This is a genomic window from Streptomyces sp. NPDC026062 (assembly GCF_055568375.1).
This window is the reverse complement of record NZ_JBVHOQ010000029.1, coordinates 73,224-98,009: the sequence shown is the minus strand read 5'-3', so window position 1 is coordinate 98,009 and position 24,786 is coordinate 73,224. Positions and strand designations below refer to the sequence as shown.

Annotated in this window: 19 protein-coding genes; 8 read left to right on the top strand and 11 right to left on the bottom strand. The window is 69.2% G+C overall.

Annotation, left to right across the window (positions count from 1 at the left end; genetic code table 11):
- Window positions 1-146 precede the first annotated feature (146 nt).
- From ACZ4LX_RS25145 to ACZ4LX_RS25130, 4 genes are all read right to left on the bottom strand, one after another.
- Window positions 147-2,789, bottom strand: a complete 2,643-nt coding sequence (locus tag ACZ4LX_RS25145) for a laminin G domain-containing protein (RefSeq protein ID WP_467721279.1) — start codon at window positions 2,787-2,789, stop codon at window positions 147-149.
- A gap of 305 nt (window positions 2,790-3,094) precedes the next feature.
- Window positions 3,095-3,766, bottom strand: coding sequence for a hypothetical protein (locus ACZ4LX_RS25140; RefSeq protein WP_467648791.1), 672 nt, complete (start codon window positions 3,764-3,766; stop codon window positions 3,095-3,097).
- Window positions 3,767-4,331: 565 nt separating this feature from the next.
- Window positions 4,332-7,115, bottom strand: a complete 2,784-nt coding sequence (locus tag ACZ4LX_RS25135; protein ID WP_467648788.1) for a CDP-glycerol glycerophosphotransferase family protein — start codon at window positions 7,113-7,115, stop codon at window positions 4,332-4,334.
- Window positions 7,116-8,136: 1,021 nt separating this feature from the next.
- Window positions 8,137-8,517, bottom strand: a complete 381-nt coding sequence (locus ACZ4LX_RS25130) for a MerR family transcriptional regulator (RefSeq protein ID WP_467648783.1) — start codon at window positions 8,515-8,517, stop codon at window positions 8,137-8,139.
- 49 nt (window positions 8,518-8,566) lie between these two features.
- Between ACZ4LX_RS25130 and ACZ4LX_RS25125 the strand changes: the two genes are divergently transcribed.
- Window positions 8,567-9,931 (top strand): MFS transporter, encoded by a 1,365-nt coding sequence (locus ACZ4LX_RS25125; RefSeq protein WP_467648780.1) that lies wholly within the window; start codon window positions 8,567-8,569, stop codon window positions 9,929-9,931.
- A gap of 395 nt (window positions 9,932-10,326) precedes the next feature.
- On the opposite strand, the gene ACZ4LX_RS25120 is transcribed toward ACZ4LX_RS25125, so the two are convergent.
- Window positions 10,327-11,007: an SMI1/KNR4 family protein gene (locus ACZ4LX_RS25120; RefSeq protein WP_467648776.1), complete on the bottom strand. Its 681-nt coding sequence runs from the start codon at window positions 11,005-11,007 to the stop codon at window positions 10,327-10,329.
- On the bottom strand, window positions 11,004-12,008 hold the full coding sequence (locus ACZ4LX_RS25115) for a helix-turn-helix transcriptional regulator (protein WP_467648772.1): 1,005 nt from the start codon (window positions 12,006-12,008) through the stop codon (window positions 11,004-11,006). The genes ACZ4LX_RS25120 and ACZ4LX_RS25115 overlap by 4 nt, the downstream gene beginning before the upstream one ends.
- A 153-nt stretch (window positions 12,009-12,161) precedes the next feature.
- Here ACZ4LX_RS25115 and ACZ4LX_RS25110 point away from each other — a divergent pair, with 153 nt between their 5' ends.
- Together ACZ4LX_RS25110 and ACZ4LX_RS25105 are read left to right on the top strand one after the other, a co-directional pair.
- Entirely contained in the window at window positions 12,162-12,629 is a 468-nt protein-coding gene (locus tag ACZ4LX_RS25110) for a hypothetical protein (RefSeq protein WP_467648768.1), read from the top strand.
- Window positions 12,626-13,174, top strand: a complete 549-nt coding sequence (locus ACZ4LX_RS25105) for an NIPSNAP family protein (RefSeq protein WP_467648765.1) — start codon at window positions 12,626-12,628, stop codon at window positions 13,172-13,174. Before ACZ4LX_RS25110 ends, ACZ4LX_RS25105 begins: the two co-directional genes overlap by 4 nt.
- Window positions 13,175-13,308: 134 nt before the next feature.
- Here the strand turns inward: ACZ4LX_RS25105 and ACZ4LX_RS25100 are convergent, their stop codons facing one another.
- Entirely contained in the window at window positions 13,309-14,985 is a 1,677-nt protein-coding gene (locus ACZ4LX_RS25100; RefSeq protein ID WP_467648762.1) for a tetratricopeptide repeat protein, read from the bottom strand.
- A 553-nt stretch (window positions 14,986-15,538) separates the two neighbouring features.
- Here ACZ4LX_RS25100 and ACZ4LX_RS25095 point away from each other — a divergent pair.
- Complete coding sequence (locus ACZ4LX_RS25095; RefSeq protein WP_467648758.1) at window positions 15,539-16,726, top strand: MarR family transcriptional regulator; 1,188 nt, start codon at window positions 15,539-15,541, stop codon at window positions 16,724-16,726.
- Between the two features lie 101 nt (window positions 16,727-16,827).
- Here ACZ4LX_RS25095 and ACZ4LX_RS25090 read toward each other — a convergent pair whose 3' ends face one another.
- Entirely contained in the window at window positions 16,828-17,442 is a 615-nt protein-coding gene (locus ACZ4LX_RS25090; RefSeq protein ID WP_467648755.1) for an N-acetyltransferase, read from the bottom strand.
- 328 nt (window positions 17,443-17,770) lie between these two features.
- Here ACZ4LX_RS25090 and asnB point away from each other — a divergent pair, with 328 nt between their 5' ends.
- Together asnB and ACZ4LX_RS25080 are read left to right on the top strand one after the other, a co-directional pair.
- A complete protein-coding gene (asnB, locus tag ACZ4LX_RS25085; protein ID WP_467648753.1) occupies window positions 17,771-19,600 on the top strand; it encodes an asparagine synthase (glutamine-hydrolyzing) in 1,830 nt (609 codons plus the stop codon).
- Window positions 19,601-19,829: 229 nt separating this feature from the next.
- A complete protein-coding gene (locus tag ACZ4LX_RS25080; protein ID WP_467648750.1) occupies window positions 19,830-21,416 on the top strand; it encodes an MFS transporter in 1,587 nt (528 codons plus the stop codon).
- Here ACZ4LX_RS25080 and ACZ4LX_RS25075 read toward each other — a convergent pair.
- Both ACZ4LX_RS25075 and ACZ4LX_RS25070 read right to left on the bottom strand, forming a co-directional pair.
- Window positions 21,374-21,805, bottom strand: coding sequence for an ATP-binding protein (locus ACZ4LX_RS25075; RefSeq protein WP_467648748.1), 432 nt, complete (start codon window positions 21,803-21,805; stop codon window positions 21,374-21,376). The genes ACZ4LX_RS25080 and ACZ4LX_RS25075 overlap by 43 nt on opposite strands.
- A complete protein-coding gene (locus ACZ4LX_RS25070) occupies window positions 21,802-22,020 on the bottom strand; it encodes a hypothetical protein (RefSeq protein WP_467648746.1) in 219 nt (72 codons plus the stop codon). The genes ACZ4LX_RS25075 and ACZ4LX_RS25070 overlap by 4 nt, the downstream gene beginning before the upstream one ends.
- Window positions 22,021-22,139: 119 nt before the next feature.
- Between ACZ4LX_RS25070 and ACZ4LX_RS25065 the strand changes: the two genes are divergently transcribed.
- The gene (locus ACZ4LX_RS25065) at window positions 22,140-22,991 is read left to right on the top strand and encodes a helix-turn-helix domain-containing protein (RefSeq protein ID WP_467648743.1); all 852 of its coding nucleotides are present in this window, start codon (window positions 22,140-22,142) and stop codon (window positions 22,989-22,991) included.
- Window positions 22,972-23,244 (top strand): DUF397 domain-containing protein, encoded by a 273-nt coding sequence (locus ACZ4LX_RS25060; protein ID WP_467648741.1) that lies wholly within the window; start codon window positions 22,972-22,974, stop codon window positions 23,242-23,244. The genes ACZ4LX_RS25065 and ACZ4LX_RS25060 overlap by 20 nt, the downstream gene beginning before the upstream one ends.
- A 32-nt stretch (window positions 23,245-23,276) precedes the next feature.
- On the opposite strand, the gene ACZ4LX_RS25055 is transcribed toward ACZ4LX_RS25060, so the two are convergent.
- Complete coding sequence (locus tag ACZ4LX_RS25055) at window positions 23,277-24,779, bottom strand: lipase/acyltransferase domain-containing protein (protein WP_467648738.1); 1,503 nt, start codon at window positions 24,777-24,779, stop codon at window positions 23,277-23,279.
- Between the last annotated feature and the right edge of the window lie 7 nt (window positions 24,780-24,786).

The following is a 24,786-nucleotide window of genomic DNA, read 5'->3' as shown; positions in this document are numbered from 1 at the left end:
CCCGGAAGGTGCCCTGCGCTCTTGCCCCGCAGCCTGTGCCGACGGGGACGATGGGTGGGTGACGCAAAGACTGTGAGGGCCGTCGCGACAGCGCGGCCAGGCATGCGGTCGGGGCAGCGCAGCCGCGCTCCCCCGACCGCGACGGGTCAACCCGCGCCTGTGGCGGCCTGCACTTGAGCACTCACCTGGTCAGAAGTCATCGCTCCGGTCCAGATCTTCAGGCTCTCCAGGCTTCCGGGCAGGTAGTTGCCCGTGGTCCCACCCTTGGCGCCACGGCCGATTGCCAGTTCACCGCTGCCGGGCTGCGCGGACGTAAAGCCTGAATTCTCACCGGATGCCTGGTGGGAGGTACCGACATACAGGTGCAGCTGCCCGTAGGACGCGTCGGCCGATCCCCCGCTCTCCTGGGCGTCGAAGACCCCGGTGACCTGAACCCATGTGTCGGTCTCTGCGAGATCTTCGCCCAGGACTTCGGCGCTCTGCTCGACCCGGCCGTCGGAGCCGAGAGCGGTCCGGGTGAACTCCCACTGGTACGCGTCGTCCGCGATCTTTATGATCCACAGCGCCCAGGCGGACTCATTACCCGTGCGCTGGCCCGCGACCTGCCCGGTATAGCCCACCGGCTTCTCTCCCAGCGCCATCGCGTCCAACTCAACCGACGCCGAGACGGTGAAGGAACCGCTTTCGTCGACCACCGGGCCCTTCACAGACGCGTAGGCAGTGGTTCCGTTGAGCACCACAGCGCTGTGCTCGTCGTTGCGGACCGCCCCGCCGGCCAGCGTCAGGGAACCCGGGGCGTAGAGCGTGGCAGGACTCTCCGGAATCGTTGTGTCCGTGGCTGCTGCGGCATCCCAGTGGGCTACCAACTCGTTGGTGGGGACATCGTCCTCGACGGCTTTCGATTCCTCCATGATCTCGTCCCCGGTGAGTGGGCGCTGCCAGACGGCGACCTCGTCCAGGAGGCCGAAGAAGTATCCGCCGTACCCGCCGTTCTCCATCGAACGGCCCATCTGCAAGCCTGCGTTGGCGACCCACGGTTCGTAGGTGGAGGCGCTTGCGGCAAGCGTGACAGGTTCGCCCTGAGGTCGTCCGTTCACGAAGAGCTGGATGGTGTCGTTGCTCTTGTTCGTATCACCTTGGGAGTCGAACACTCCGGACAGATGTGTCCAGACGTTCAGGGGTGGGTCACTCCCCTCGGCAACGGATCGAATGAACGCGGGATTCGCCTGGTCCCTGTCCATACGATTGAAGATCCACTTCTTGAAACTGGCGGAGTAGTACAGAGCGAACGCGCTGCCGTTCGCACCGGACTCGGACAGAACGACCCGGTTCTTCGAGTCGTCCGACAACTGCACCCACGCCGAGACGGTGAACGAGTCCTTCGTGTTCACCGCAGCCGAGGCCGTGGCCGCGTGTCCGACCTGGTCAGCCACGTTCGTCGCGGCGTCGTTGAGACGCAACGAGTAGTCCGGATCGCCGCGGCGTCCGCGACCCGACCAGGTGGCGCCGGCAGCGCCGACAAGCGTTGCGTCGCGCCGTGCGCCGGGCTCGGTGGCCACATCCTTCGCCACCACGACACCCGATCCGGTGGTGCCGTCGTCAAGGTGCCAGCGACCGACGGGGCCGGTTGGTGTCGACACCTTGAAGGTGAACTCCGACGGCGTTCCCCAACGTGTCCGGCCGGAAGAGTCGAGTTTGAGGTCGCTGGCCTCCACCGACAGCACCTGAGTGCCGGCGAGTGAGGGGGTGACGTCGTTCACTGTCACGGTGGACCCGCTGACCTGCTTGGTCTTCTGGGCCGAGGTGGTCAGCAGGCGCCACCGGAATGCCTTGACGTCACTGTCCGCAGCGTTGTGCGCGAAGGTGAAGCTACCCGGTGTGCCAGGGCCTCCGCCGGGCTCGCACAGGTTCACCGTGCACTCGGTGTACGGAGTGCCCGCAGTGATGGTGGGCGCCTTCGGTGCCGTGGAGTCGATCTTGAAGTAGCACCAGGACGAGTACGGGGAGAACAGGTCGCCGGAGCCACCGTCGTACGACCAATGGGACTGCGTACGCGCCTTGAGCCGGTACAGACCCCCGTCCGCACGGCTGGAGGTGCGCAGACTCTGCAGCGTTTCGTCCGGGACCCAGCCGCTGGCAGGCCGGTAGGCGGACCAGACCTCGTGCCAGGCCGCATCGTCGCCACGCTCGACGACGTACTCAGCCTGCAGAGATCCCTCGTTCTCCCCCAGATGCGCTTCAACCTTGGTCTGAACACGTGCCTGGACCATCGGGTCGATCCGGGTCACCATCAGCGGGTCCGTCGAAGTCTTCCTGCAATAGGCGGTGTTGCCGTTGCCCGGGATGACTCCCACGCTGGTCGGAACGCCTGGCCGGTGAGCATAGTTGACCTTGAGTTCGGCGTTGTCGTCGAAGCGCTTCCAAGCTCGGGCATCGGTCTCGTCCTTCGCCCTGAGCATGAACGTCAAACGGCTGATCTTGCCGTCCGCGAACGAACGGACCGTCGGCGTCAGGTTCTCGTTCGACTCGGCAGGGTTGTCATTGAACTCGACCCAGCTGTCGGGCTGCGAAGGACTGCAGTTGTCTCCCCGCCCGTAGGACACATTCCTGTCCCCCATGAGGTCAAGGGCCTTCGGTCCCGGCCAACGTGTACCTTCGGACATGTTGTCGGTCCGCTCAAGATCCACCCAGTGCGCGTTGCAGTTGAACGACCAGGTCTCATGCGCGCGGAACGTCGCGTCCAGAACGTACTTGCCTGCCAGCTGAGTCGGGGCAAGCTCGAACAGCATCCGGTTCTTGTATCCGTTACCGCAGTAGTACCCATCCGCGTTCCCGCAGAGTCCGACTCCGTAATCCCCGTCGAACTGCCACCACCGGTCGCCGTCGGAGGAGATCACCGACCGCTCGGAAACACCGAGCCCGACCGAGGGATCGATACGTACCGGGTACACGGTCTCCGTACCCCGCAGCAGGTCCAGATCAGGAGTGACCGAGACGGCCTCGCCGTCGACTCGCACCTGAAGCACCGAGGTGGAGTCGCCCACCCCCGGCTGAGTGCCATTGCCCTCACCTGCTGGATCCTGAGGCTCCTCCGTCACCGCCGCGCGGACAGACGGGCTTGCTTCAGCTTGACTGCCTGCGGAGTCCCACATCTGGCCGGCCGGCCCCTTGAAGACGGTGTTCCCGTTCTCGTCGACCGCTCGCAGCCCCCGCCGGCTCCCGGCACCACCCGCAGGCCTTCACCGGAGGCCAACAGGGTCACCTGTTCCAGTTCCGGGCTGGCAGCCGCTGACGCCGAGTTGACGACCAGCACTTCGTGATAGCCCTCGGCTGTCGCAGTCAACTCAAGGTCGACCCCCGCCAAGACATCCGCGTACGTGGCGGTCGGGCCGTCAAGGGTCGGTTCGGGCAGCGCGTCCGGCCAGCTCAGTGACAAGGAACCCTGTTTGCCGCCCAGACGAATCATGTCCTCGCCATTGCCGCCGCCGCTGAAAGCCAGGTCCACCACGGACGCCTTCGGCCCCACCGAACCGTCGGGACGGCGCTCCAGCGTCGTGTCCACGCTGCGCCACGAACCGTCACCGACACGCACGCGCTGCGGCGCCGTCGACTGGGTCAGCGTGAACGAGCCGTCGGGATTCGCCTCGGTGATGGAGTACTCGGTACGGGCTGCCGTGATCTCGACCGGCTCCCCGGTCTCGGCGGCCCGGGCCAGTGCGGTCTGCTCCGCAACCGAGCCCGGCGCTTGCGCGGTCGTCTCAGCCACGGCACCAGGGCTGGTCGCATAGGCGGGCGCCGCCCCGGCCATGAGAGCGAGGCCCAACAGCGGGCCCAGAACCCGTGCAGATCTCCGCCTGCCAACAGACATGCCCCACCCCGGCCCCGTTGCAGGACCCCCCCGGGCCCATCACACCTGTGACCTTCTCGTGAAGGCCGCTGGCGGACTCTAGGCGCGGCGAACGTCGCACGTCAACGAATTACATGGCCCGTGAAAGAACATGCCCGGAACCCGACCCCACCGCACCTTCCGGCATATGCCAATGAATAAGACACAGAGGGGCACGAGAGGCCGCCAAGTGCCCGATTCGCAGGGTGTCGGTCACTGAGAACTTGGCCTGAAAGGAATTCCTTCATGCCGGAGTAGAACCACACGTCATGCATAGCCCGCGCATGAGGCGAGATGCGCCTGACAGAGTCCTTTATCCGAAATGAACGGCGATGGCGTTCCTGCTCACACCATGACCGGCGGCCCTGCTGGGCGCCGCCGAGCGAGGCGACCATCGGTCTCCTGGACCGGGCGGAGGGCCGGGCTCGTCCGGCACACCCGGCCCTCAGGCCTCGGCCGGGGCCGGCGCATGGGGTCCGTCGACGAGCATGCGGTCCACGACCCTCGCTGTCGCCAGACCGTCCCCGGGCTCGCAGAAGTCCTTCCTGAACTGGGCGTACTTCTCCCGGTATTCCGCTTCGACGGTATGGACGTCGCGCAGGGCCTTGACCAGTTCTTCGGACGTCTCCAGCAGCGGACCGGGCGCCCGGGTGGTGAAGTCGAAGTACAGGCCGCGCAGTGAGTCCCGGTAGTGCGCCAGGTCGTAGGTGAAGAACAGCATCGGCTTGCCCGAGTGCGCGTAGTCGAAGAGCGCCGAGGAGTAGTCGGTGATCAGGACGTCGGCGACGAGGTAGAGATCGGCGATGTCCGGGTAGCGGGTGACATCCCATACGAAGCCCTGGCCGGCACCCGGCACGTTGTCGTGGACCCTCGGGTGCTTACGGAAGAGCAGCACATGGTCATGGCCGAGTTCGGCCTGGGCCGCGGCCAGATCGATGTGCAGATCGAGCTTGTACAGATTGCTCGCGTGCCGCTGGTCCTCCCGCCAGGTGGGAGCGTAGAGCACCACCTTCTTGCCCTCGGGCAGGCCGAGGCGCTCCCTGACCCGCGCGGCCCGCGCGTCGCGGTCGGAGGCGTGGAAGACGTCGTTGCGCGGATAGCCGCTTTCGAGCATGTCGCCTTCGATGGAGTACGCCCTGCGCATGATCTCCGTGGTGTACGCGTTCGGCGACACCACGAAGTCGAACTGCCGGTAGCTGTGCGGCAGACCGGCGATATAGGCGGGGCTCGACTGGGGAGAGCCGAGCAGGTCCTTGCCGATCTTCTTCAGCGGCGTGCCGTGCCAGGTCTGCACGACCCGTTGCCCGGGACGGGTGACGAACCAGTCGCCCACCGCCGTGTTGACGACGACGTAGCGGCTGCGCGCCAGTGCCTCGTACCACTCGCGACTGCCCCAGCCCACCACACGCGCTTCCGGCGGCATCTCGGGCAGCCCCCCGTCCTGGGCCCAGATGTGCTCGACCTCGACGCCCCGGCGCACCAGCTCCTCGTAGACCGCCCGCGGGGAATCCGAGAACTGCCTGCCCTCAAGGCTGATGTAGAGGACCGCGTCGCGCAGAGGGAGCTTGCGCTGCTCGTGGAAGTAGGACTCGCGCAGTATGCGCTGCCGGTAGGCGCCGTGCTCATCCGGGCCGAGCAGCCGTTCCGGCTCGATGAAGATGCGGTCGAAGTAGCGGCGGTCCACGGTGTAGGCCCGCCGCGGGCCGCCCGTCGAGCGCAGGGGAAGCTCCTGCACCTGCTCCGGGCGCAACGTCACCGGGACGTCCCCGGACTTGTCCCAGGCGTCCGCGTCGCGGAAGAACAGGTACCAGCGACCGGGGCACAGGGGAAGCTCGGGACCGTGTGTCTGAGGGGCCGCCTCGGGCTTGATCCGAAGGGTGAACCGCCCGTCGGCGAGCTCGACCGGTAGCTCCTTCTCCTCGAAGCGGACGCCGTGCCGCAGGATGAACTTCTTCCCGGCCACCTCCTCACCGGGATACGTGCCTTCGAGTACCAGATCCCCCGACCCCGTCACGGTCATCGCGTCGACGACGGGCCGTACGGCTCGCGTGGCGAGCATCAGCCTGCCGGGCCCGTCGCGGTGGACGGCCAGTTCGCGGCCGGAGGTGAGCCCATGCCGTGAGGTGGTGAAGCCCTCGGCGAGAAGCGCTTCCTGGTTCTGCCCGTCGTCCCCACGCAAAGTCACCTTGAAGGGGCGGGACTTGATTCCCCGTGGGTCGTCCGCGACCAGCTGGGCAAGACTGAAGACCGCTTGGTGACGCCGGAACGCGTCGGCGGAAGCGGGCAGAGGAGTGAGCGGGCTGTCGAGCCTGTTGTCGCCTTCGGTGATGCTCACGGCGGTGGGGGCCTTCGCGCCGCCGCTCCGCGCCCTGGTGACGAGTCGCAGTTCGCCGTCCACGACGGTGCAGGACTCGACCTCGACCGTGGGCTGCCGCACTGTGATGCTCACGGCGTTCTTGGAGAAGCCGATCACGAGGCGTGAGCCGTCAGCCAGATGACGCACCTGGTTGTGCCCGGCCGAGCCGGCGTCGCGTTGGCGCACCCGGGCCTCGTAGGTCCCGCCGGGACCCGGTATGCCGATGTGCAGGAACCACTGACCGGCACCGAGCTCGGCCAGCTCGCTCAGCCGACGAGCGGGGACGACGACCTCGAAGCCCGTCCGGTCGTAGCAGTGCAGCGCCTGTCCGGAGGCGGCGGTGGCCTGCTCGTTTCTGGTGCGGCGCAGGCGCAGCTTGATGCGCCGGCCGGTCTCGCCGTGCTCCAGCACCGCGGACCGGCCGATGACGCGGCTCGACGGACGCGGCAGGTTCGCGACAAATGCGTACCCTTCCCACACCAGGTCGTCGCCCCGCCAGTCGACCGAGGTGAGCTGAGCCGTCACCGGCAGGTCGAGCGGCTTGAGTGCGGCTATCCGTTCGGGCAGCGCGAGGCTCCGAAGCCCCGGCAGCACCATCCGGGGGCGCCTGGTGCCCGCCACGTGGAAGGCGCCCGGGTCCCTGCGCTGGTTGCGGACCACCTCGACAAGATCCTCGGCGCGCCCCTCGGCAGCGAGATGCCAGATGACGCGCTCGGTCGGGCGGAGGCCGGCGAGTGCCTCCTCCCCGTGGGCGTCGAGCAGGTCCCGCGCCGCGGCACGCAACTCCTCGCGCTCGGCCTGCGAGCTCTCCGGAAAGAAGCGCAAGATCCTCCGCACTCTTGCTGATGCGAGATCGGCGAGGGACTTTGCCATGAATAGCGACCTTCTTCGATATGGCGGTTTTCACTCTGGCCATTGAACGTTAACCGACTCACTCGTACGGTCGCACGCTTTGCATGATAACGGTCCGGGCACATGCGGCTTGGATCCGTTGACCTCGCAGGGCTCGTTCAGAACATGCATGGTCTTTATATCGTGGCATTTCGTCCGAGCGGTTCGCCGATTTCGAATGAGTGTTTCGGAATGGCAACCGGCCGTGCCTGCTGTCGAGTTCGTCGCGATTCCGCCGCACCGCGACGATCTGCGGCGCCGCCCGCCAAGAGGGTGGAGGCGCGGCCCTTCGACCACGGCGAGATCGGAGTGGTCGCCCGCGCCGGGCCGGGGTCCGGGGGGGCCGCTTCGTCTGCTGGAGCGCACGGCCTCGGTGTCGGAGATGCGCTATTGGTGCGCATCGCGAGGGATTCCACCTTTTCGCCGCTCGCTCGACGGAGAGGGAAGCCATGGAAGCAATGGCGGGCACTACAAGGCGACTGCCCTGTGTAAGCCTTGGCGGGGTGGCTCTGCCGTCCATCATCGGCCGACTGCTTGGAGCAGCAGCGGGTACTCCGTGGCCTACTGCCCGCCAGAAACAACTATCCAGAGTGGCGGAATCGTCACGAAGGCCTCCTGAATCACTTCTCTTTCTCCGCACTTCACCACCCCCGGTCGTGGGCGGCACCGAGAAGGAGCCATGACCGCCGATCGCCGAAATCCACGGAATGAGCAGAGGCCGGGGAGTACGCCCGGCGACCTCGGCCCGGTATGGATTCACTGAGGGATATCGGCGGTCCCCGGGCCTTCACGTCGGTCCGTCATCACAGCTCACACCGCATGGACGACACGATGCCTCGTGGCGAGGCTGCTGTCGTCGGCCCTGTCCGCACGTGAGTGCCGCTAAAGGGCGCGCCGTATCCTGCGAGCGGCTCGCGGCCGGTGACGTTCCGCATGAGGCGGCAGGCCGACCGCACGAGCGCCTTGAAGCCGGCACCCGCCGTACGCAAGGTGGTTGGGCAACTCAGGTGCCCGTTGGCTCTTGACCGGCCCGGTCGGCGCGGAGGCGTCGCAGGTGCTGCTGGACGGCGTTCCGGCTGAAGCTCAGGCACTTGACCTGGCTGTCGAGGCGGGCGAACTCGGCGTCGAACAGTGCGATCAGGTCGTCTCCGTCGTCTGCTTCGTCCCCGCCCGCCTGGTTCTCCTGGAGCAGCGGCAGGATCAGTCTGGTCGGCAGCCCTGATCTGACCAGGCTGCTCACCAGCGTTGCCTGTTCGACGTCCGCCTCCTGATAGTGCCGGTAGCCACTCGGCGCGCGCTCCGGCTCCAACAGCCCCCGCTCCTCGTAGTACCGCAGCATCCGGATCGGAATCCGGGTGCGCTCGGACAGCTCGCCGATCCGCATGAACCGCTCCTTGACTCTCACATGAATGTGAGACTTTACGGTACCGGCCATGAGCACTCAATCCACCGAAACTTCTGCGGAATCGATGCCGGGGCTGCCCTGGGGAGCACTGCTTCTCCTCTCGGGCGCGGCCTTCGCCACCGTCACCACCGAACTGCTGCCCGCGAGCATGCTGCTGCAGCTCAGCGACGGCCTGGACATCACACCCGCGACCGCAGGCGGACTGGTCGGGGCATGGGCACTGACGATCGCCGTAGCCAGCGTCCCGCTGACCCGGCTGACCTCACGGGTACCACGCCGACGGCTCTTCACGGTCATTCTGCTGCTGCTCGCCCTCGCAACCACCGGCGCCGCGCTCGCCCCCTCGTACGGGTGGGCGCTTGCCAGCCGTATCACCGCCGCCGCCGCGCACGGCCTCTTCTGGTCACTGCTCGTGCCGACGGTGGCCACGCTCGTCCCGCCGGCGCGGACCGGGCGGGCGGTCTCGGTGGTGCTGGCCGGTCCCGCGATGGCCGGCATCGTCGGCATTCCGCTCGGCGCCACCGTCGGCGTCTCGCTCGGGTGGCGGGTCTCCTTCGGCGTATTGGCGGCGCTGCTCGCGCTCGCGGCCCTGGGTGTCCGTTCCCTGACGCTTCCGGACGCGCCCCGGCCGGCCGTACGGCAGGAAGGCCGAGACCCCGCGCTGTGGACCGTACTCGGCGTCGCGCTGGCCGGAGGGCTCGTCCTCACCGGCCACTTCCTGATCTATACGTACATCGCACCGCTGCTCAAGCAGTTCGGCGGTTACGACAACGCCACCAGCGGCATCATGCTGTTCGTCTTCGGAGCGGCCGGGGTGGTCGGCACCATCGGGGCCGGACCGCTCTCCGACCGGTTCCCGCGGCAGGCGCTCAGCTGGGTCGGCGCCGCTTTCGCCGGCAGCGCCGCCTCACTGCTCCTGCTCGATCTCCATCTCTCCGTGGCAGTCGTGGTGATCGCGGGCTGGGGCGTACTCATCGGGTTGCTGCCCCCCGTCTTCCAGATGCACCTGCTACGGATCGCCTCCCCCGGTCGGGAGGCCGCCTCCGGGGCGATCGGCATCACCGTGCTCAACCTCGGGATCGCCACCGGGGCGACGCTCGGTGGGGCGGTACTCGACACCTGGCAGGCCGGAGCCCTACCCGTCGTCGCCGCCGCGGTCATCGCCGCAGCCACCTTCGGGCTGGTGGCCGACGGACTCCGGAGCCGGCCCGCCGCCACCGGTGGGAATTCCGGAGCTGAGCACACCGACGTCGTCCGAGAAGGTGACGCCCCCAGAAGCACAGGTGTGCAGGATCGCTCCGCCGCAAGCATGAGGGAGGCGGCTGTGACGGCCGCCGTGCCGGGGAGAGCGTCCGTGTGGCAGAGACGGGGGCTCACGGGGCAACAGTGGTGACCGGCAGTGCATGTCGAGCGTATCGGTGACCGCCAGGGCGTGCGGGGCGCGGGCCTTCGCCGCGTCACGGGCGGTGCCGCCCATGCTGTGGCTTACGGAGCATCCCCATCCGCCCCCGGAAGACAGCCCCCGGCGAGACCGCAGTGAGCAGGTGAGCAGGTGAGTACCCGAGAAGCGTCGCCGCCTGCCTGCGACATCACGCGAGAAGCCCCCAATCACGCGAGAAGCCCCCACCGGCCCCTCGCTCTCCTCGGGATCGCCTGATCACCGATCCGGACGAAGCGTTACTTTGCCGAAGGCCTGGAGACGCAGGCTCCGCTCCCCCTCCACCAGCCCTACCCGGCGAACCGTTCTCTTGTCCGGCGCGAAACGCCCCACAGCACAGCGCAACGCGCCTACGGTGCCGACAGGGCCGTCTGCTCGGCCTTCTCCAGCCAGTCGGTGTACCAGCGGGCGAACCCCAGCGGCCTGCCGTCGTCGTCGAGGAGCGGCGCGAGGTCGACGTCGTCCACCCGGCAGTCGGACCAGATCGTGCCGCGGTGGCTGCCGCTGATGATCAGCCACTCCCGCTGGGCGCAGCCCAGATGGGAGACCACGAGGGCGCCGGCGGTGCGCTCCGGGGCGAACATGACGGCCTCCCACCGCTCGTCCCACGCCTCGACGGCATCGTCGAAGTCCTCGATGTCATCGAAGTCCTCTTCCTCGGGGCGTTGGGCAAGGAGGTCATCGAGCACCTTCGGGTCCGGGCCACGGTCGGGGAACGGCTCGGCAAGCATCGAAAGATCGGCCAGATCCGCGCCGTCGCCCTCCCAACTCCACCGGCCCTGCTGCCGTCCTACCGGGAACAGGCCGTACGCCGGTCCTGCGCCACCCGCGCCCACGTGGAGCAGGAAGTCCCGGTACTCCTCGGGCAGCCGCACGCCTGTCCGGGCCTCCAACTCGGCAAGCTCGCCCCGGGTGAGCGGCTCCTCCACGACCCACTGGTGCCCCCGTGCCCCGAACACCTTGTCGCCCCCGGGCGCTGCCCCAGCCGCCTCGACCCGCTGACGTACGCCCACCCACCACTGATCGGTCATGCGGAGACCGTACGCGCAGCCACCGACAACGGATCCCGGGTTCCCGTGCTGCCAGGCCCCTCCGCCGAGGGCCGCTCCCCGTAGTGGGCGGCCAGGTTCCGTACCGTCTCCGCGATGCGGTCCCGGAGTTCGGCCGGTGCCATGACCTCGACGTCGGCGCCCAGCCGCAGGAACTCTCCGTGGGCGTGGTCGATCGACTCGATGGGCACCCGGGCCTCCGTCCATCCGTCGCCCCCGGGTGTGACGCCGAGACGGCGAGCGCCCTCCGGGGTGAGCCGTACCAGGGCCTCCCCGGTGTGCAGCCGGGCCCGGAAGCCGGCCAGATGGCTGTTCCAGTACCCGGCCAGGTCGAACCCCTCCGGAACGGCGAACTGCTCGTCCAGCGGCCGGAGTCCGAGGATCTGATCGATGCGGTAGGTACGGATCCCGGACGGCCCGCCCGCGACCAGGTACCAGCGGCCCGCCTTGAGTACGAGCCCGTACGGCTCCACCCGCCGCTCGATCTCCTCCGGCGCCCGCCACCGCCGGTACCGCAGCACCACCGCCTGCCGCGCCCACACCGCGGCGGCGACCGAGGTCAGGTGGGGCGTACGGTCGGCGTCGCCGTACCAGCCGGGGGCATCGAGCAGGAAGCGCTCCTGGATCCGCTCGGCGTGCTCGCGCAGCTCCGCCGGAAGGGCGGCCCGCAGCTTGAGCCGGGCGGTGGCGAGCGCCTCGCCGAGCCCGAGTTCGGCGGCGGCGCCGGGAAGCGCGGCAAGGAACGCGGCCTGCGCCTCGTCCGCGGTCAGTCCGGTGAGCCGGGTCCGGTAGCCGTCGACCAGCCGGTAGCCGCCCGCGTGTCCGGCGTCCCCGTAGAGCGGGATACCGGCGGAGCCGAGTGCCTCGACGTCCCGGTAGACGGTCCTTACGGAGACCTCCAGCTCGTCGGCCAGTTGCCGGGCCGTCATCCGGCCCCGGTTCTGGAGCAGCAGAAGCAGGGTGACCAAACGGCTCGCTCGCATGCCGCCCAGTATCCGTATCCGGTTTCCCTGTCCGGACCCCATATCCGGAACCCATGTCCGGAGCCCATATCCGGAGCCCATGTCCGGAGCCCATATCCGGAGCCCATATCCACTGACAGCAGATGTCAGTGGAGCGGCCCTAGCCTGCGGCGCATGAACGACTTCGACTTTCTGCACGGCTTCTGGGACGTGGCCAACCGCCGCCTCACCACCCCACTCGGCACCGGCTCCGGCACCTGGGTGGAGTTCCCCGGCCACGCGTCGGTCCGGCCGCTCTTCGGGGGCGCCGGCAACATCGACGAGATCACCTTTCCCACCCTCGGCCGCCAGGGCGTGACCCTGCGGCTGTTCGACCGGGAGACGGAGCGCTGGTCCCTCCACTGGTCAGACAGCCGGACGGGCCGGCTGGATCCGCCGGTGTTCGGCTCCTTCACCGGTGACCGCGGCGATTTCCACGGAGAGGACACGTATGACGGCCGGCCGATCCGCGTGCACTTCACCTGGTACCGCCTCGGCCCGGACACCGCCCGCTGGGAGCAGGAGTTCTCCGCCGACGACGGCCGCTCCTGGGAGCTCAACTGGATCATGGATCTCACGCGCACGGGACGGGCCGGCGGATGAGCATCGTCGAACTCCGGCAGTACACCCTGCACCCCGGAGCCCGGGAGACGCTGATCGAGCTGTTCGAGGGCGAGTTCGTGGCCGGTCAGCAGGCGGTCGGCATCACCGTCGCAGGCCGGTTCCGCGACCTGGACGACCCGGACCGCTTCGTCTGGCTGCGCGCGTTCCCCGACATGGCGCACCGCCGGCGCGCGCTGGAGGCCTTCTACTCCGGCCCGGTCTGGCGGGAGCACCGCGACGCGGCCAACGCCACCATGATCGACAGCGATGACGTCCTGCTGCTGCGCGGCCCGGCCTTCACACCTCCGCCCGGCGTCGGTGAAGTGTGTGCGACCGTCTGCCACCCCGCCGACGCGGCCGCCTTCGACGCGTACGCCGCCCGGCACCTGGGTCCGGGCCATGCGCTGCACCGCACCGAGCACGCCGAGAACGACTTTCCCCGCCTGCCCGTCCGCACCGGGGAGGACGTCCGGGTCTGGTTCGGCCCGGCCGAGCCACCGCCCTGGCCGGTCCGGCGGCTACGGCTGGCACCCGTGACGCCCTGACCTCGTGCTTCATGGGAAGCACGGGAATCACGGGAAGCACGAAGTCAAGTAGCGCCAGGAGAAAGGGACGGAGGCGAGGACGGGGCGGGGGCGGGGTCGGGGAAACAGGGAAGGGTGCGGGGAAGGGGGCGGGATCAGGCCAGCAGGGCCGCCTCCGCCTCCTCCAGCACCTTCTCCGGCCGGACCATGCGCGACAGCATGTCCAGGTCGTCGGGGTCGTACCGGGGGATCACGTCCTCCTCCCACCGGTCCACGGCCTCCTCCAGCGGTTCGAAGGCCTCCTCCGGGCGGCCCAGCCGGTGCAGGACAAGGCCGTAGTAACCGGCGGCCTCCGTCCGGCAGGAGTCGCCGTCCTCCGCCTCCTCCCAGACCTTCCGGAGGAACGGCTCCGCCTCCGCGTACGCGCCCCGCTGGGCCTTCAGCTTGCCCGCGAACATGACGTCCCGGAGGGACCCGCCCTCGGCCGCGCGCACGTACCAGCGCTCGGACTCCTGGTAGTCGCGATGGAAGTCGGAGAGCCAGCCCATGTGGGCGCACGCGCGGTGATGACCGCCGTCGGCGGCCCTGCGCATCCACTCGTCGCGCAACGGGTAGCGGCCCAGCACCTCGTGGAGCCGCCCCACGGCGTACGCCGCGTCCGCGTCACCGGCCTCGGCGGCGGGCTCCATGAAGGGCAGCAGGTAGCGGGCGTTCTGACCGCGCCAGTCGTTGAGGACCGACGCGTACGCGTATCCGGCCTGTACGTCCCCGGCCTCGGCCCGCTCGCGCCGTTCGGGCAGCCCGCGGTAGCAGTCCTCCTCGGAGGTGGCGGGATCGCCGCCGCGGATCTCGGCGATCCGGGCGATCTGTCCGACGGCTTCCTCGTCGCCCGCGCCGAACCCCCCGAACCAGCGCTCGGCGTCCTCGTACCGGCCCTGCCGCATGCACAGCATGCCGAGGTTCCACATGGACGCCTGCCCACCGGCCTCGACCGCGAGGCGGTACCAGCGCTCGGCGTCCTCCAGCTCCCCGCGCTGCTCGTACTTGGTACCGAGCAGGGCAGCGACCTGCTCGCGCCCGTCCTCGTGTGCCCGTACCAGGAGGTCGCGGGCGCGCGGCCAGGACGCGTCGCCGTCGGTCTCGGTGAGGAACATCGCGTAGTACAGGCCCGCCTGGGCGCTGAGCGCGGCGGCCCGGCGGTAGAGGGCGTCGGCCTTGACGGTCAGCCCCGGGTAGGTCGCGAAGTGCTTGTCCAGGTCGAAGAGCGACCGCACCGCCTCCACTGCCGCCTCCCCGTCCGCGTCGGCCTCGGCGGCATCAAGACCCCTGGCGGTGTTCTCGAACGCCTCCCGGAACGAGTCGAAGAGCTGGAACCATCGGTAGACCCCGATGTCACCCAACTCGGCACCGCGCATGAGGAACTCGGACGCTTCCTCCACCCGCCCCTCGGCAGCCATCAGCTTGCCGAGCTCGATCTTGCAGTCCAGGTGCCGCCCGTTCTCCCAGCCCCGCCGGAACCACTCGGCGGCCTCCGGGTTCCCGTCCTCCTTCAACAGCACGCCCAGCCCGTACGCGGAGCCCGGGTGCCGATCGGCGACGGACCGGTAGAGCGCGTCCGCCGCCGGCCGGTCGCCCCGGATCTTCCGGTACCTGGCCAGGGTGTAGTTCGAGAAGGCGTCCCCGGCCGCCGCGGCCTGCTCCCAGAAGGGGATTCCTTCGTCCACGTGCTTGCCGAACACGAAGAAATCCGTGTGCCGTCGGGCGTCCTTGCTGTCACCGGCACGGGCGGCGGCGACGAGCGCCTCACCCCGGGCCTGTATGTCCTCCGTCATCCCCGCATCGTGCCAGGGGCCTTCCATGTGCCGCCCGGCGGAGGGGGGTTGGCGGACGCCCACCATGGCCGCAGCACGAGAGCGCCACCCGAACACCCGCCTCGGGTCCGGGGTTCGGCTCTCGAACCCCGGACCCGAGAACCGAGGTTCGAGACCCGAGGTTCGAGACACGAGACCCGGGGTTCGAGACCCGAGGTTCGAGACACGAGACCCGGGGTTCGAGACACGGGGTTCGAGACACGGAAGGTCCTGTTCACTCGTTCGTGGGTACGTGACGAGGGTTCGGCCCGGGTCTTGGGCCTCGGGATCCGAGCGTCGAGTTCCGGGTTCCGAGATTCGAGCGATGTCTGACAACCGGTAGGTAAAAGAAGGTGGTGAGGGAAAACCTCCCCACCTCCCGGACCCGTAACGGCGAGCAAGTGTGACTATTTGTGACCGATTTGCGGCACAGCGTGGCGGCTGCTTACGGTGCCCCCAACGTAACGACCCCGACTCGGTGTTGAAGCACCGGCCGGGGTCTCACCTCAAGATCGCAGCAAAAGGAACCGATCTCGTGGCTGCCCAGAATTTTAGCCCTGCCCCGCCGACGCCCGCCGTCCCGGCCCAGGCCCCGCCCTCGGCGCCGGACCCGGCTCCGGCGCCAGTCCCGTCCCCGTACCCGAGGGCAAGGCCCGGCTACGGCAAGCGTTCCGTCCCGGACCAGCTCCCGCCCCGCGCCGACGACTTCGCGTTTCTGCCGGAGCGGGAGCGGTACATCGCCGGATACGTCGACACGCTCCCCGAGGGCGCGGCCATGAACATCAAGTGGCTCGCCAAATGCCAGCCGCTGTACGGGCAGATGGCCGTCGGCAGCGCGCTGCGGGCCCTGGGTGTGGCCGGACACCTGCGCCAGGCGCGGTGCGCGGTCGGCGACGGCGACAACCTCCGCTGGGTCACCCGTACCTTCTGGTCCCGGACGGCCCGCGACAACGAGTGGTGGAACACCTTCCTCACCGCCGAGGCGCGCCACCAGCTGCCGCAACCGGTGGTCACATCGGCAGCGCCCCCTCCGCCGTGGGTCCCGGCGGATCCCGCAGCCCCCGACACGCACACACCCGACAAGCACGCACCCGACAAACACACCTCCCATGGCCACTCGCCTGACGACGACCACGCGCCCCACCACCACGCATCCCAACGGCCCGTCCCCGCCCCGCTCCTGCCGCAGCAGCGCAGCGGACAGTCGCGGGCCGACGCCCCGGGAATCCCGTCTCAAGCCGACCATCCGGCAGACCCGTCGCCCGCCTTCCTCGCCCTGACCCGGCTCGGCCCCGCCGACAGGCGCCTGGGGCTCTCCGAGGACGACTGCCGGGAGCTGGAGGGGCTGGCCGCCGAGTGGTTCGCACGCGGTGCGGACGCCGACTACCTCGTCCACACGCTCACCGCAGGGTTGCCCGCCACCGTGGACTCGCCCCTGGGCTTCGTCAGGAAGCGCCTCGTCACCAAGCTCCCGCCCCGGCAGTCCCCCGCACCGGCCCCCTCACCCGCGCCGCCGGGAACTCCCGCACCTCGCCTGATGGTCGAGTGCACCGACTGCGGCGCGCCCGGCAGGGCCGAGGCGTTCCGGGACGGCCTGTGCGGCCCCTGCCGCCGGCCCGCCCAGGGCCCCGACGCCGGTCCGGGATCCGCCGAGGAGCCGGGCATCGAGCGCGACATCCAGGCCCACGTGAAGCGGCTTCGCAAACAACTGAAGCTGCGCTGACGAACTCGGCCGCCCACCGCCGGAGGCACATACACAGGCCTGCGCGTGTCCCCGGCCGACGCCCGGAGGCGGCCGATGGCGACCGGGCCCGTCGCCGGACGTCAACGAGGCTGATAGTTGAGGGTGCCGAGGGGCCACTTCGCCGTCAGCCAGGCCATGACAGCCGCATACAGGGGCTCGTCCAGGTCGGCCCTGTCGGCGCTGACCCAGGAGCGGACGTCAGTGACATCGTCGTCGCTGCGGGAGGGGTAGATGTAGACGCACCCGATCACCTTGCCGCCGGCGCTCCCGCCCGCAGCCACAGCACCAGTCCCACCAGCACCCTCGGCCCCACCAGCAGCAGCCTCACCGCCCACACCAGCAGCACCACCCTCACCGCCCCCAGCAGCCTCAGCCCCACCCGCAGTCTCAGCCTCACCCGCACCCTCGGCCCCACCCGCAGTCCCGATGACGGTGTAGGTGAATCCGCTGCGTGCGGCGAAGTCGGCCGCGTGACTCCGCAGGTCGCCGAGGTTCGCCTCCAGAGACATCCCGTCCACAGGTGGCCACTCCCGGTCCTGGAAGCCGGGTGTGGCGCGGATGTGCTCGATGCTGCTGGTCCAGGCGGCGTGGTCGGCGGCGTTGTGCTGGGGGCCCAAGGGCTCCAGCCGGAACCGAGGGGTGATCAGTTCCACGGGGACGACAAAGTCTTCGGGGACGAGCGCACGTTCAGTCATGGGCCGGAGGCTACGAGGCGGGGCCCATGAGGCGCACATGGATTGAACACGCCCGATCACCGGCCCGGCAGATCTCTTGCCCGCTACCTCCCTCGGCCTCACGGCCCCACGGGCCCGCCCCCTCACCCCCCACCACCCACCAGGGCATTTCCCTCTCGCCCCGTAATTGGCTCAAAGTTTCCGGGCCCGTACGAAACCTGGCGTTAACAGGAATTTACCTGTCTGAAATACCACACAGGCAATCCGCATTGCGCCGTGGACTCACTGCATGCATAGGGCAACAGTTGTCTGAGGCAACCTTCTTCGATCGAGTGAATCGAGGTTCGTTATGTGCGGAATCACCGGCTGGGTCTCCTACCGGCGTGATCTGACCGAACACCAGGCCGACATCGACGCCATGACGCAGACCATGTCGTGCCGTGGCCCCGACGCCGCAGGCGTCTGGGTCGCACCCCACGCCGCCCTCGGGCACCGGCGGCTCGCAGTGATCGACCTGCCCGGCGGCGCGCAGCCGATGACGGTGGAGACCCCCGACGGGGCGGTCTCCATGGTCTACTCCGGCGAGGCGTACAACTTCACCGAGCTGCGCGCGGAACTGCGCCGCGCGGGGCAGCGGTTCGACACCGACTCCGACACCGAAGTGGTCCTGCGGGGCTACGTCGTGTGGGGCGAGAAGCTCGTGGAACACCTCAACGGCATGTACGCCTTCGCCATCTGGGACGCCAGGACCGAGCGCCTGGTGATGATCCGCGACCGGATGGGCATCAAGCCGTTCTACTACTACGAGACCGAGGACGGCGTCATCTTCGGCTCGGAGCCCAAGGCGATCCTGGCCAACCCCGCCGTCGCCCCCGTCGTCGGCCTCGATGGACTGCGTGAGATCTTCGCCGGGGCCAAGACCCCCGGCGCCGCAGTGTGGGAAGGCATGAACGAGGTGCGGCCCGGCGAGATCATCGTCCTCGACCGGGGCGGGCTGCGGCGCCACACCTACTGGCAGCTGCGTTCCGAGCCGCACACCGACACCAAGGACGAAACCGTCGCCCATGTACGGGAGTTGCTCGACGACATCGTCCGGCGGCAGCTCGTCGCCGATGTGCCCCGCTGCACCCTGCTCTCCGGCGGGCTGGACTCCTCCGCGCTCACCGCTCTCTCCCAGATCCACCTCGCGCCCCAGGGCGAGACCGTGCGCAGCTTCGCCGTCGACTTCCCCGACCAGGAGAAGCACTTCCAGGCCATCGACGTCTCGCCCACCCAGGACACCCCCTACGTCCACGCCGTCGCCGAACACGTGGGCTGCGCGCATCAGGACATCGTCCTGGACGGGGCGGCCCTGTCGGCCCCGGAGGTCCGCCGCGCGGCCGTCGGTGCCCGTGACCTGCCGACCGGCATCGGTGACCGCGACAACTCCCTCTATCTGCTCTTCGCGGCGGTCCGCCGCCACTCCACCGTGGCGCTGTCCGGCGAGTCGGCCGACGAGGTGTTCGGCGGCTATCCGTGGTTCCACGACGAGCGGCGGAACGCCGAGACGTTCCCCTGGCTGGCGGGGTCCCACTCGCTGGTCGAGTCGGGCGGTCAGGTCAGCGAAGACCTCAAGTCAGCTCTCGGCCTTGGTGACTTCATCGCCGAGAGCTACCGCACGGCCGTCGCGCAGACCCCTGTCCTGGACGGTGAGACCGGCCTCGACCAGCGTATGCGGGTGGTCAGCCACCTCCATCTGACGCGCATGGTGCAGACCCTCCTGGACCGCAAGGATCGGATGAGCATGGCGGTCGGACTGGAGGTGCGCGTCCCGTTCTGCGACCACCGTCTCGTGCAGTACGTCTTCAACGCCCCCTGGTCCCTCAAGACCTTCGACGGCCGGGAGAAGAGCCTGCTGCGCGCCGCCACCCGGGACGTCCTGCCCGCGTCGGTCGCCAACCGCAAGAAGAGCGGCTATCCGGGCACCTTCGACCCCGCCTATGTCGAGGCGATCCAGTCCCAGGGGGCCGGCCTGCTGCGCGCCGGGCACGCGGCGACGGACCTGGTCAACCGTGCGCTCCTCACCGAAGCCACCACCCTCCCTGCCGCCGACCTGAACCAGCGGCAGCGGATGCTCCTGGAAAGGACCCTCGACCTGGGGGCCTGGCTCGACATGCACCGCCCGACCGTCAGGATCTGACCCCGACGAGGGGCGGGCTCCGGCCCGCTCCTCGTTTTCCCTTCCACCCCGGGGCACGAAATGGGCGTGAAGTCAAAGGCACATCGGTAATTGACAGAAAGCCCGCCATTATGCCCTTGCATTCACTCGAAAAACGCCAACATCAAATCACCGAAAGGGAATTGACACACGCTTCTTGATTACCTACGGTCCGGTCGTCAGCATTTCCTGATCGCGACCGAAGGTATTCATGACCACATCTGCGTTGCCGAAGTCCAAGCAGCAGTTGATCCTTGCCGTCCTCATGGTGTGCTCCCTGCTGATCTGGCTCGACAACACCGTCCTGAGCACCACCCTGGAAACCCTCGCCGACCCGGTCGGCGGCCTGAACGCGGGACCGTCCGAGCTGCAATGGGCCACCGGCTCGTACACGCTGGCCTTCGCGACCCTGATGTTCACCGCGGGCGCCCTGGGCGACCGGTTCGGCCACCGGACCGTGCTCATCGCGGGCCTGGTGGTCTTCGCCGGCTCCTCGGTCTGGGCCGCCTACGCGGGCGACGCCGGACAACTCGTCGCCGCACGCGCCGCGATGGGCGTCGGCAGCGCGCTGATCATGCCCGCCAACATGGCCATCCTCATGTGGACCTTCACCGGCCCCGCCCGGTCGTCCGCGGTCGCGATCTCCTCGACCTCCGCCGGTGTCGGGATGGCCGTCGGCCCGGTCCTGGCCGGGGTACTGCTCGACCACTTCTGGTGGGGTTCGGTCTTCCTCGTCAACGTGCCCGTCGTGGTGGTGGCGCTGGCCGGCATCGCCGTACTCGTCCCCGACTTCCGCAGCCCCGTGGCACGCCCCCTGGACCCGGCCGGGATGCTGCTGTCGGTCAGCGGCCTCGCGGCGCTCGCCTACGGACTGATCCGCGCGGGACAGATGGCCGCCTGGAACCGGGCGGACGTCTGGACGCCCCTCGCCGTCGGACTGGTCCTGCTGGCCGTGTTCGTACGCGTCGAACTGCGCTCCAGGGCACCGGGCTTCGAACCCCGGCTGCTCGCCCGACGTATCTTCGGCGGCGGGAACGCGGCGCTCGGGCTGCTCCTCTTCGCCGTGGCCGGCGTCACCTTCTACGGCGCGTTCTACCTCCAGGGCGCACGCGGCTACTCACCGATCGAGGCGGGCCTGGCCGGGCTGCCGACCGCGCTCGGCGCGATCCTCGGCGGCCCCGTCGGCGCCCGGCTCGTACGCCGCTGGTCCCTGCGCCTCGTCACCGTCCCCGCCCTCACCGTCGCGGGGCTGAGCATGGGCACGTACGGGCTCTTCGGGCTCAACACCCCTCTCATCGGCATCGAGTTCCTGCTGCTGGTCATGGGCCTCTCCACCGGGATGGTCCTCGGACCGGTGACCGCCGCCCTCATCAGCACACTGCCGCTGGACCGGGCCGGCGCCGGGTCCGCCGTCACCAACACCGTGCGGCAGACCGGCAGCGTCATCGGGATCGCCGTCGGCGGCACGATCATGTCGATCGTCTACCGCAGCGCGATCGAACCCTCGCTGCACGATGTGCCCGGCCCGGTGGCGGACCAGGCACGGATCTCCGCCGAACAGGCCCGGCACGCCGCCGAGGTCTCCCACCTGCCCGGACTCGCGCGCGCCGCCGACGAGGCGTTCATCCACTCCATGCATGTCGGCGCCGTCTGGATCATGGGCATCGCCCTCCTCGGAGCGGCCGTCCTGCTGGCCGCACTGCACCCGGCCCGCAAGCCCGAGAAGAGCGACGCACCACCGGTCCACCCCCCGAGCTACGACACCGTCCCGAACAGTCCCCTGCCACCAGCGAGGTAGGCGGACCGGACCGGGGCCGGCAGCTCGCACCACACCGTCTTTCCGTACGGTCCCCGCTCCACGCCCCACCCCAGCGCCAACGCCTCCACCAGCAGCAGCCCGCGTCCGGACTCGTCACCGTCACCGGCCGACCGGAGCACCGGCCGGACACCGGGCGCGGGATCGCTCAGCTCCACACGGACGCGGCCCGTCCGCGTGCGGCTGATACGAACCGTGACCGGCGCCCCCTCACCGACATGCGCGATCACGTTCGACAGCAACTCACCCACGCACAGCAGGAGATCGTCCACGTCCTCCCCCGCGAACCGGGCCCGCAGCATCCGCCGCAGGTCCGGTACGGCCTTCGGCACGGCAGGCAGCTCCACCGCGAACGGCAGCACGGCGGTCACCCTCCGGCCCCCGTCCGCAGCGCCTCGGCCAGCCGACGCGCGGTGGCCGCATTGCAGTTGCCGAGCGCGATCAGCGGCGGCCTGGTCGTGCGCGCGGCGAGAGTGAGGGGGGCGACGCCGAGGGAAGGAAGGGTGATCCCGTGCGCGGTGAGCGCGGCGCGGAGCGCGTCGATCTCCGCGCCGATGTCGTACGTGACGTCCTGCGAGTCGTCCATGGGGGGCCGTACGCCTTTCGTTGCTGACTGTGACGAACACCTCACACGCTGCCGTACGGACCTCTACCTTGAAAGGGGTTCCCGCTCCACAGAACACAGCGCGAAAGGCGGTCGGGAAAGTGGCCACACGCAAGGAGATCGACGGATCGGCGGGAGTCCCGCAGTTCTACGGGAAGGAGTTGCGCTTCAAGAGGGAGGAAGCGGGCCTGACCCTGGAAAAGCTGGCGGAGGGCAGCTTCTTCGGCATCACGTACCTGAGCGAGATCGAGCACGGACACCGGCGGATGCCGATGGAACTGGCGCGGCATGTGGACCTGGTACTGAGGACGGACGGGTTCTTCGAGCGGCGTTGTGAAGATGTGCGGAAGGCCAGGCAGGGGGCTCACGCGGCGTTCTTCGCCGGCGTAGCCGAAGCGGAGACGCGGGCTGCGGCCATCGACGAGTGGTCCGGCACTCTCATCCCCGGCCTACTTCAGACCAGGGCCTATGCCCATCGCGTCGTTCTGTCCACACACATGCTGGACACGCCGGAGGAAGCGAACGCCAAAGTCGAAGTCCGGATGCAGCGGGCCAAGCTCTTCGACAGCCCCAAGCGGCCCGAATATTGGGTGGTGCTGCACGAGTCAGTGGTGCACCATTCCATTGTCACGCCTGCGGAGATGGCCGAGCAGTTGGACCACATCGCAGGATTGGTGCAACGGGGGCGGATCGTTGCACAGATCCTTCCGTGGAGTGCCCCGACCCGCGCGTTCACCGAGCTGCCGCTCTTCTTCATGGACTTCGACAACGAGCCACCACTGGTCTACACCGAGGGCCCGTACCACGGTCAGACCATTGATGATCCGGCACTCGTGAAGCTGTATCGCAAGGCCTACGATCACTTGAGGGCCGCCGCGTTGCCGCCAGAGGCGTCCCTCGCCCTGATCAAAAAGGCGGCCGAGGAGTACCGGCATGGCCAGCACCGACCCTGACCTCAGCACCGCCACCTGGCACAGAAGCAGCTACAGCAACGGCAGCGGCGGCAACTGCCTCGAAGTGGCACTGGACTTCGCCCGCTGGCGTAAAAGCAGCTACAGCAACACGTCCGGCGGCGACTGCCTAGAGGTCGCCGACGACGTCCCCGGCCTCGTCCCCGTACGCGACTCCAAGCGCCCCGACGGCCCCGTGCTCACCGTGCACGCGGCCGCCTGGCTGCCGTTCATCGCGTCCGTCAAGGCTCCCTGACACCGTCGACGCCCCGCTCCGACGCCGTCGGGTCAGTCGTCCAGCGGCGTCACACCGTCCGGCCCCGCGAACACCAGCTGGGTGAGAGGGGAGTTGAGGTAGTCGGCCTCCACCGTGACCCGGTAGAGGCCGGTGTCGGGGACCTCCAGGTCCGCTTCGAGTGCACCGTCGTCACCTGCGTAGAGGCCGGTCTCCTGCCGGAAGCCGCCGTCGACCGCCGTCACGGTGCAGTCGATCCCGGACGGGTCGTCCGTACCGGTGACGCGCACCGTCCATTCCGTGTTCGGCACCACATAGTCGGGGACCGTCAGGCCGAGGTCGTCGTCCGCCTGGTCGGGGCCCAAGTGGTCGTCCTCCAGGAGGAAGTCGACCACGGCCCGGGTCGCGGCCTTGTCGGCGGCGAGGGCGCCGTGCTGAAGGGCGAGGGGCACCGCGGCACGGGTCAGGGCAGCCGATTCGCGGTGGACGGTGCCGTCGCCCCCGACCTGGAAGCGGCGCGGGGCCCCGTCCGGGTCGCGCATCAGCTCACCGTCCGAGTGGGTCCTGAAGCAGTACTCCGAGGCGATGACCGTGCCGTTCTCCAGCCGCATCGACTGCACGGTCTCCTGACCGGTTCCGACGACCTGCCGGTGGTGCGGGAACGGCTTCGCCCGGAGCGCGTCGAAGAACTCCTGGGAGCTTCGGGCCAGGTCCTTGTCACCGCCGAGCGCGGCGACGTCGGAGGGGGTCAGGCGACGGACGTCGAGGCCGTCCTCGACGCAGAGGAAGCCGGGCAGGAGATCGTGGACGCCCGGCATCGCGGAGGCGAGGGCGGCGAGTCGGCTGTGCGGAAGCGGCAGCGGGGCGCCCTGGACCGTGTTCAGGATGTTCGCCGCGACGACCGAACCGCGAAAGGGCGTACCGAGGGTCAGGACGCCCCGGGTGTCCGCTTCGAGATCGCCGTCGAAACCGAGGGTGAGGGCCGCGTAGGTGACGAGGCCGCCCATCGAGTGGGCGACGAAGACGAGGCGGGCCTCGCGTTCGTCCACCGCCTGCCGCCGGGCCGCGGCGTGGGCCGGGTGCTGTCGCCACCGCTCCAGGTGGTCACGGGCCTCGCTCGCCAGCCGTCGCGCGTTGACCTCGACCGACAGCCGCCAGTCGTACGGGAACGGCATGACGGCGGCCGGATGGGCGACGGTGTTCTCGATGGCGGCGGTCATCCTGTGGTACGGCTCGATGCCGCGCAGGACCGGGCTCCAGGCCGGGATCCGCAGGAGCCTGCGCGCCTCGATCCGGCCGTGTTCCCCGGCCTGTTCCTCGGGGGTGAGATGCAGGGGCGCGAGCCCGCCCTTCGTCAGCCAGGCCTTGGCCAGCCAGGTGGGATGTGCCAGACCCCAGACCACCTTGCGGGCGTCGGTGTCGTACAGCTCGCTCCCCATGATTCCCGGTACGAGAACGACGGCGTCGTGCGTGACGGCGGGGGTCAGTCCCGGAGTCGTACGTGGACGGCCGCCGGGGACACGGCCCGGCGGATTCGTCTGCGGCTGCTCAGTCATGCCTGAA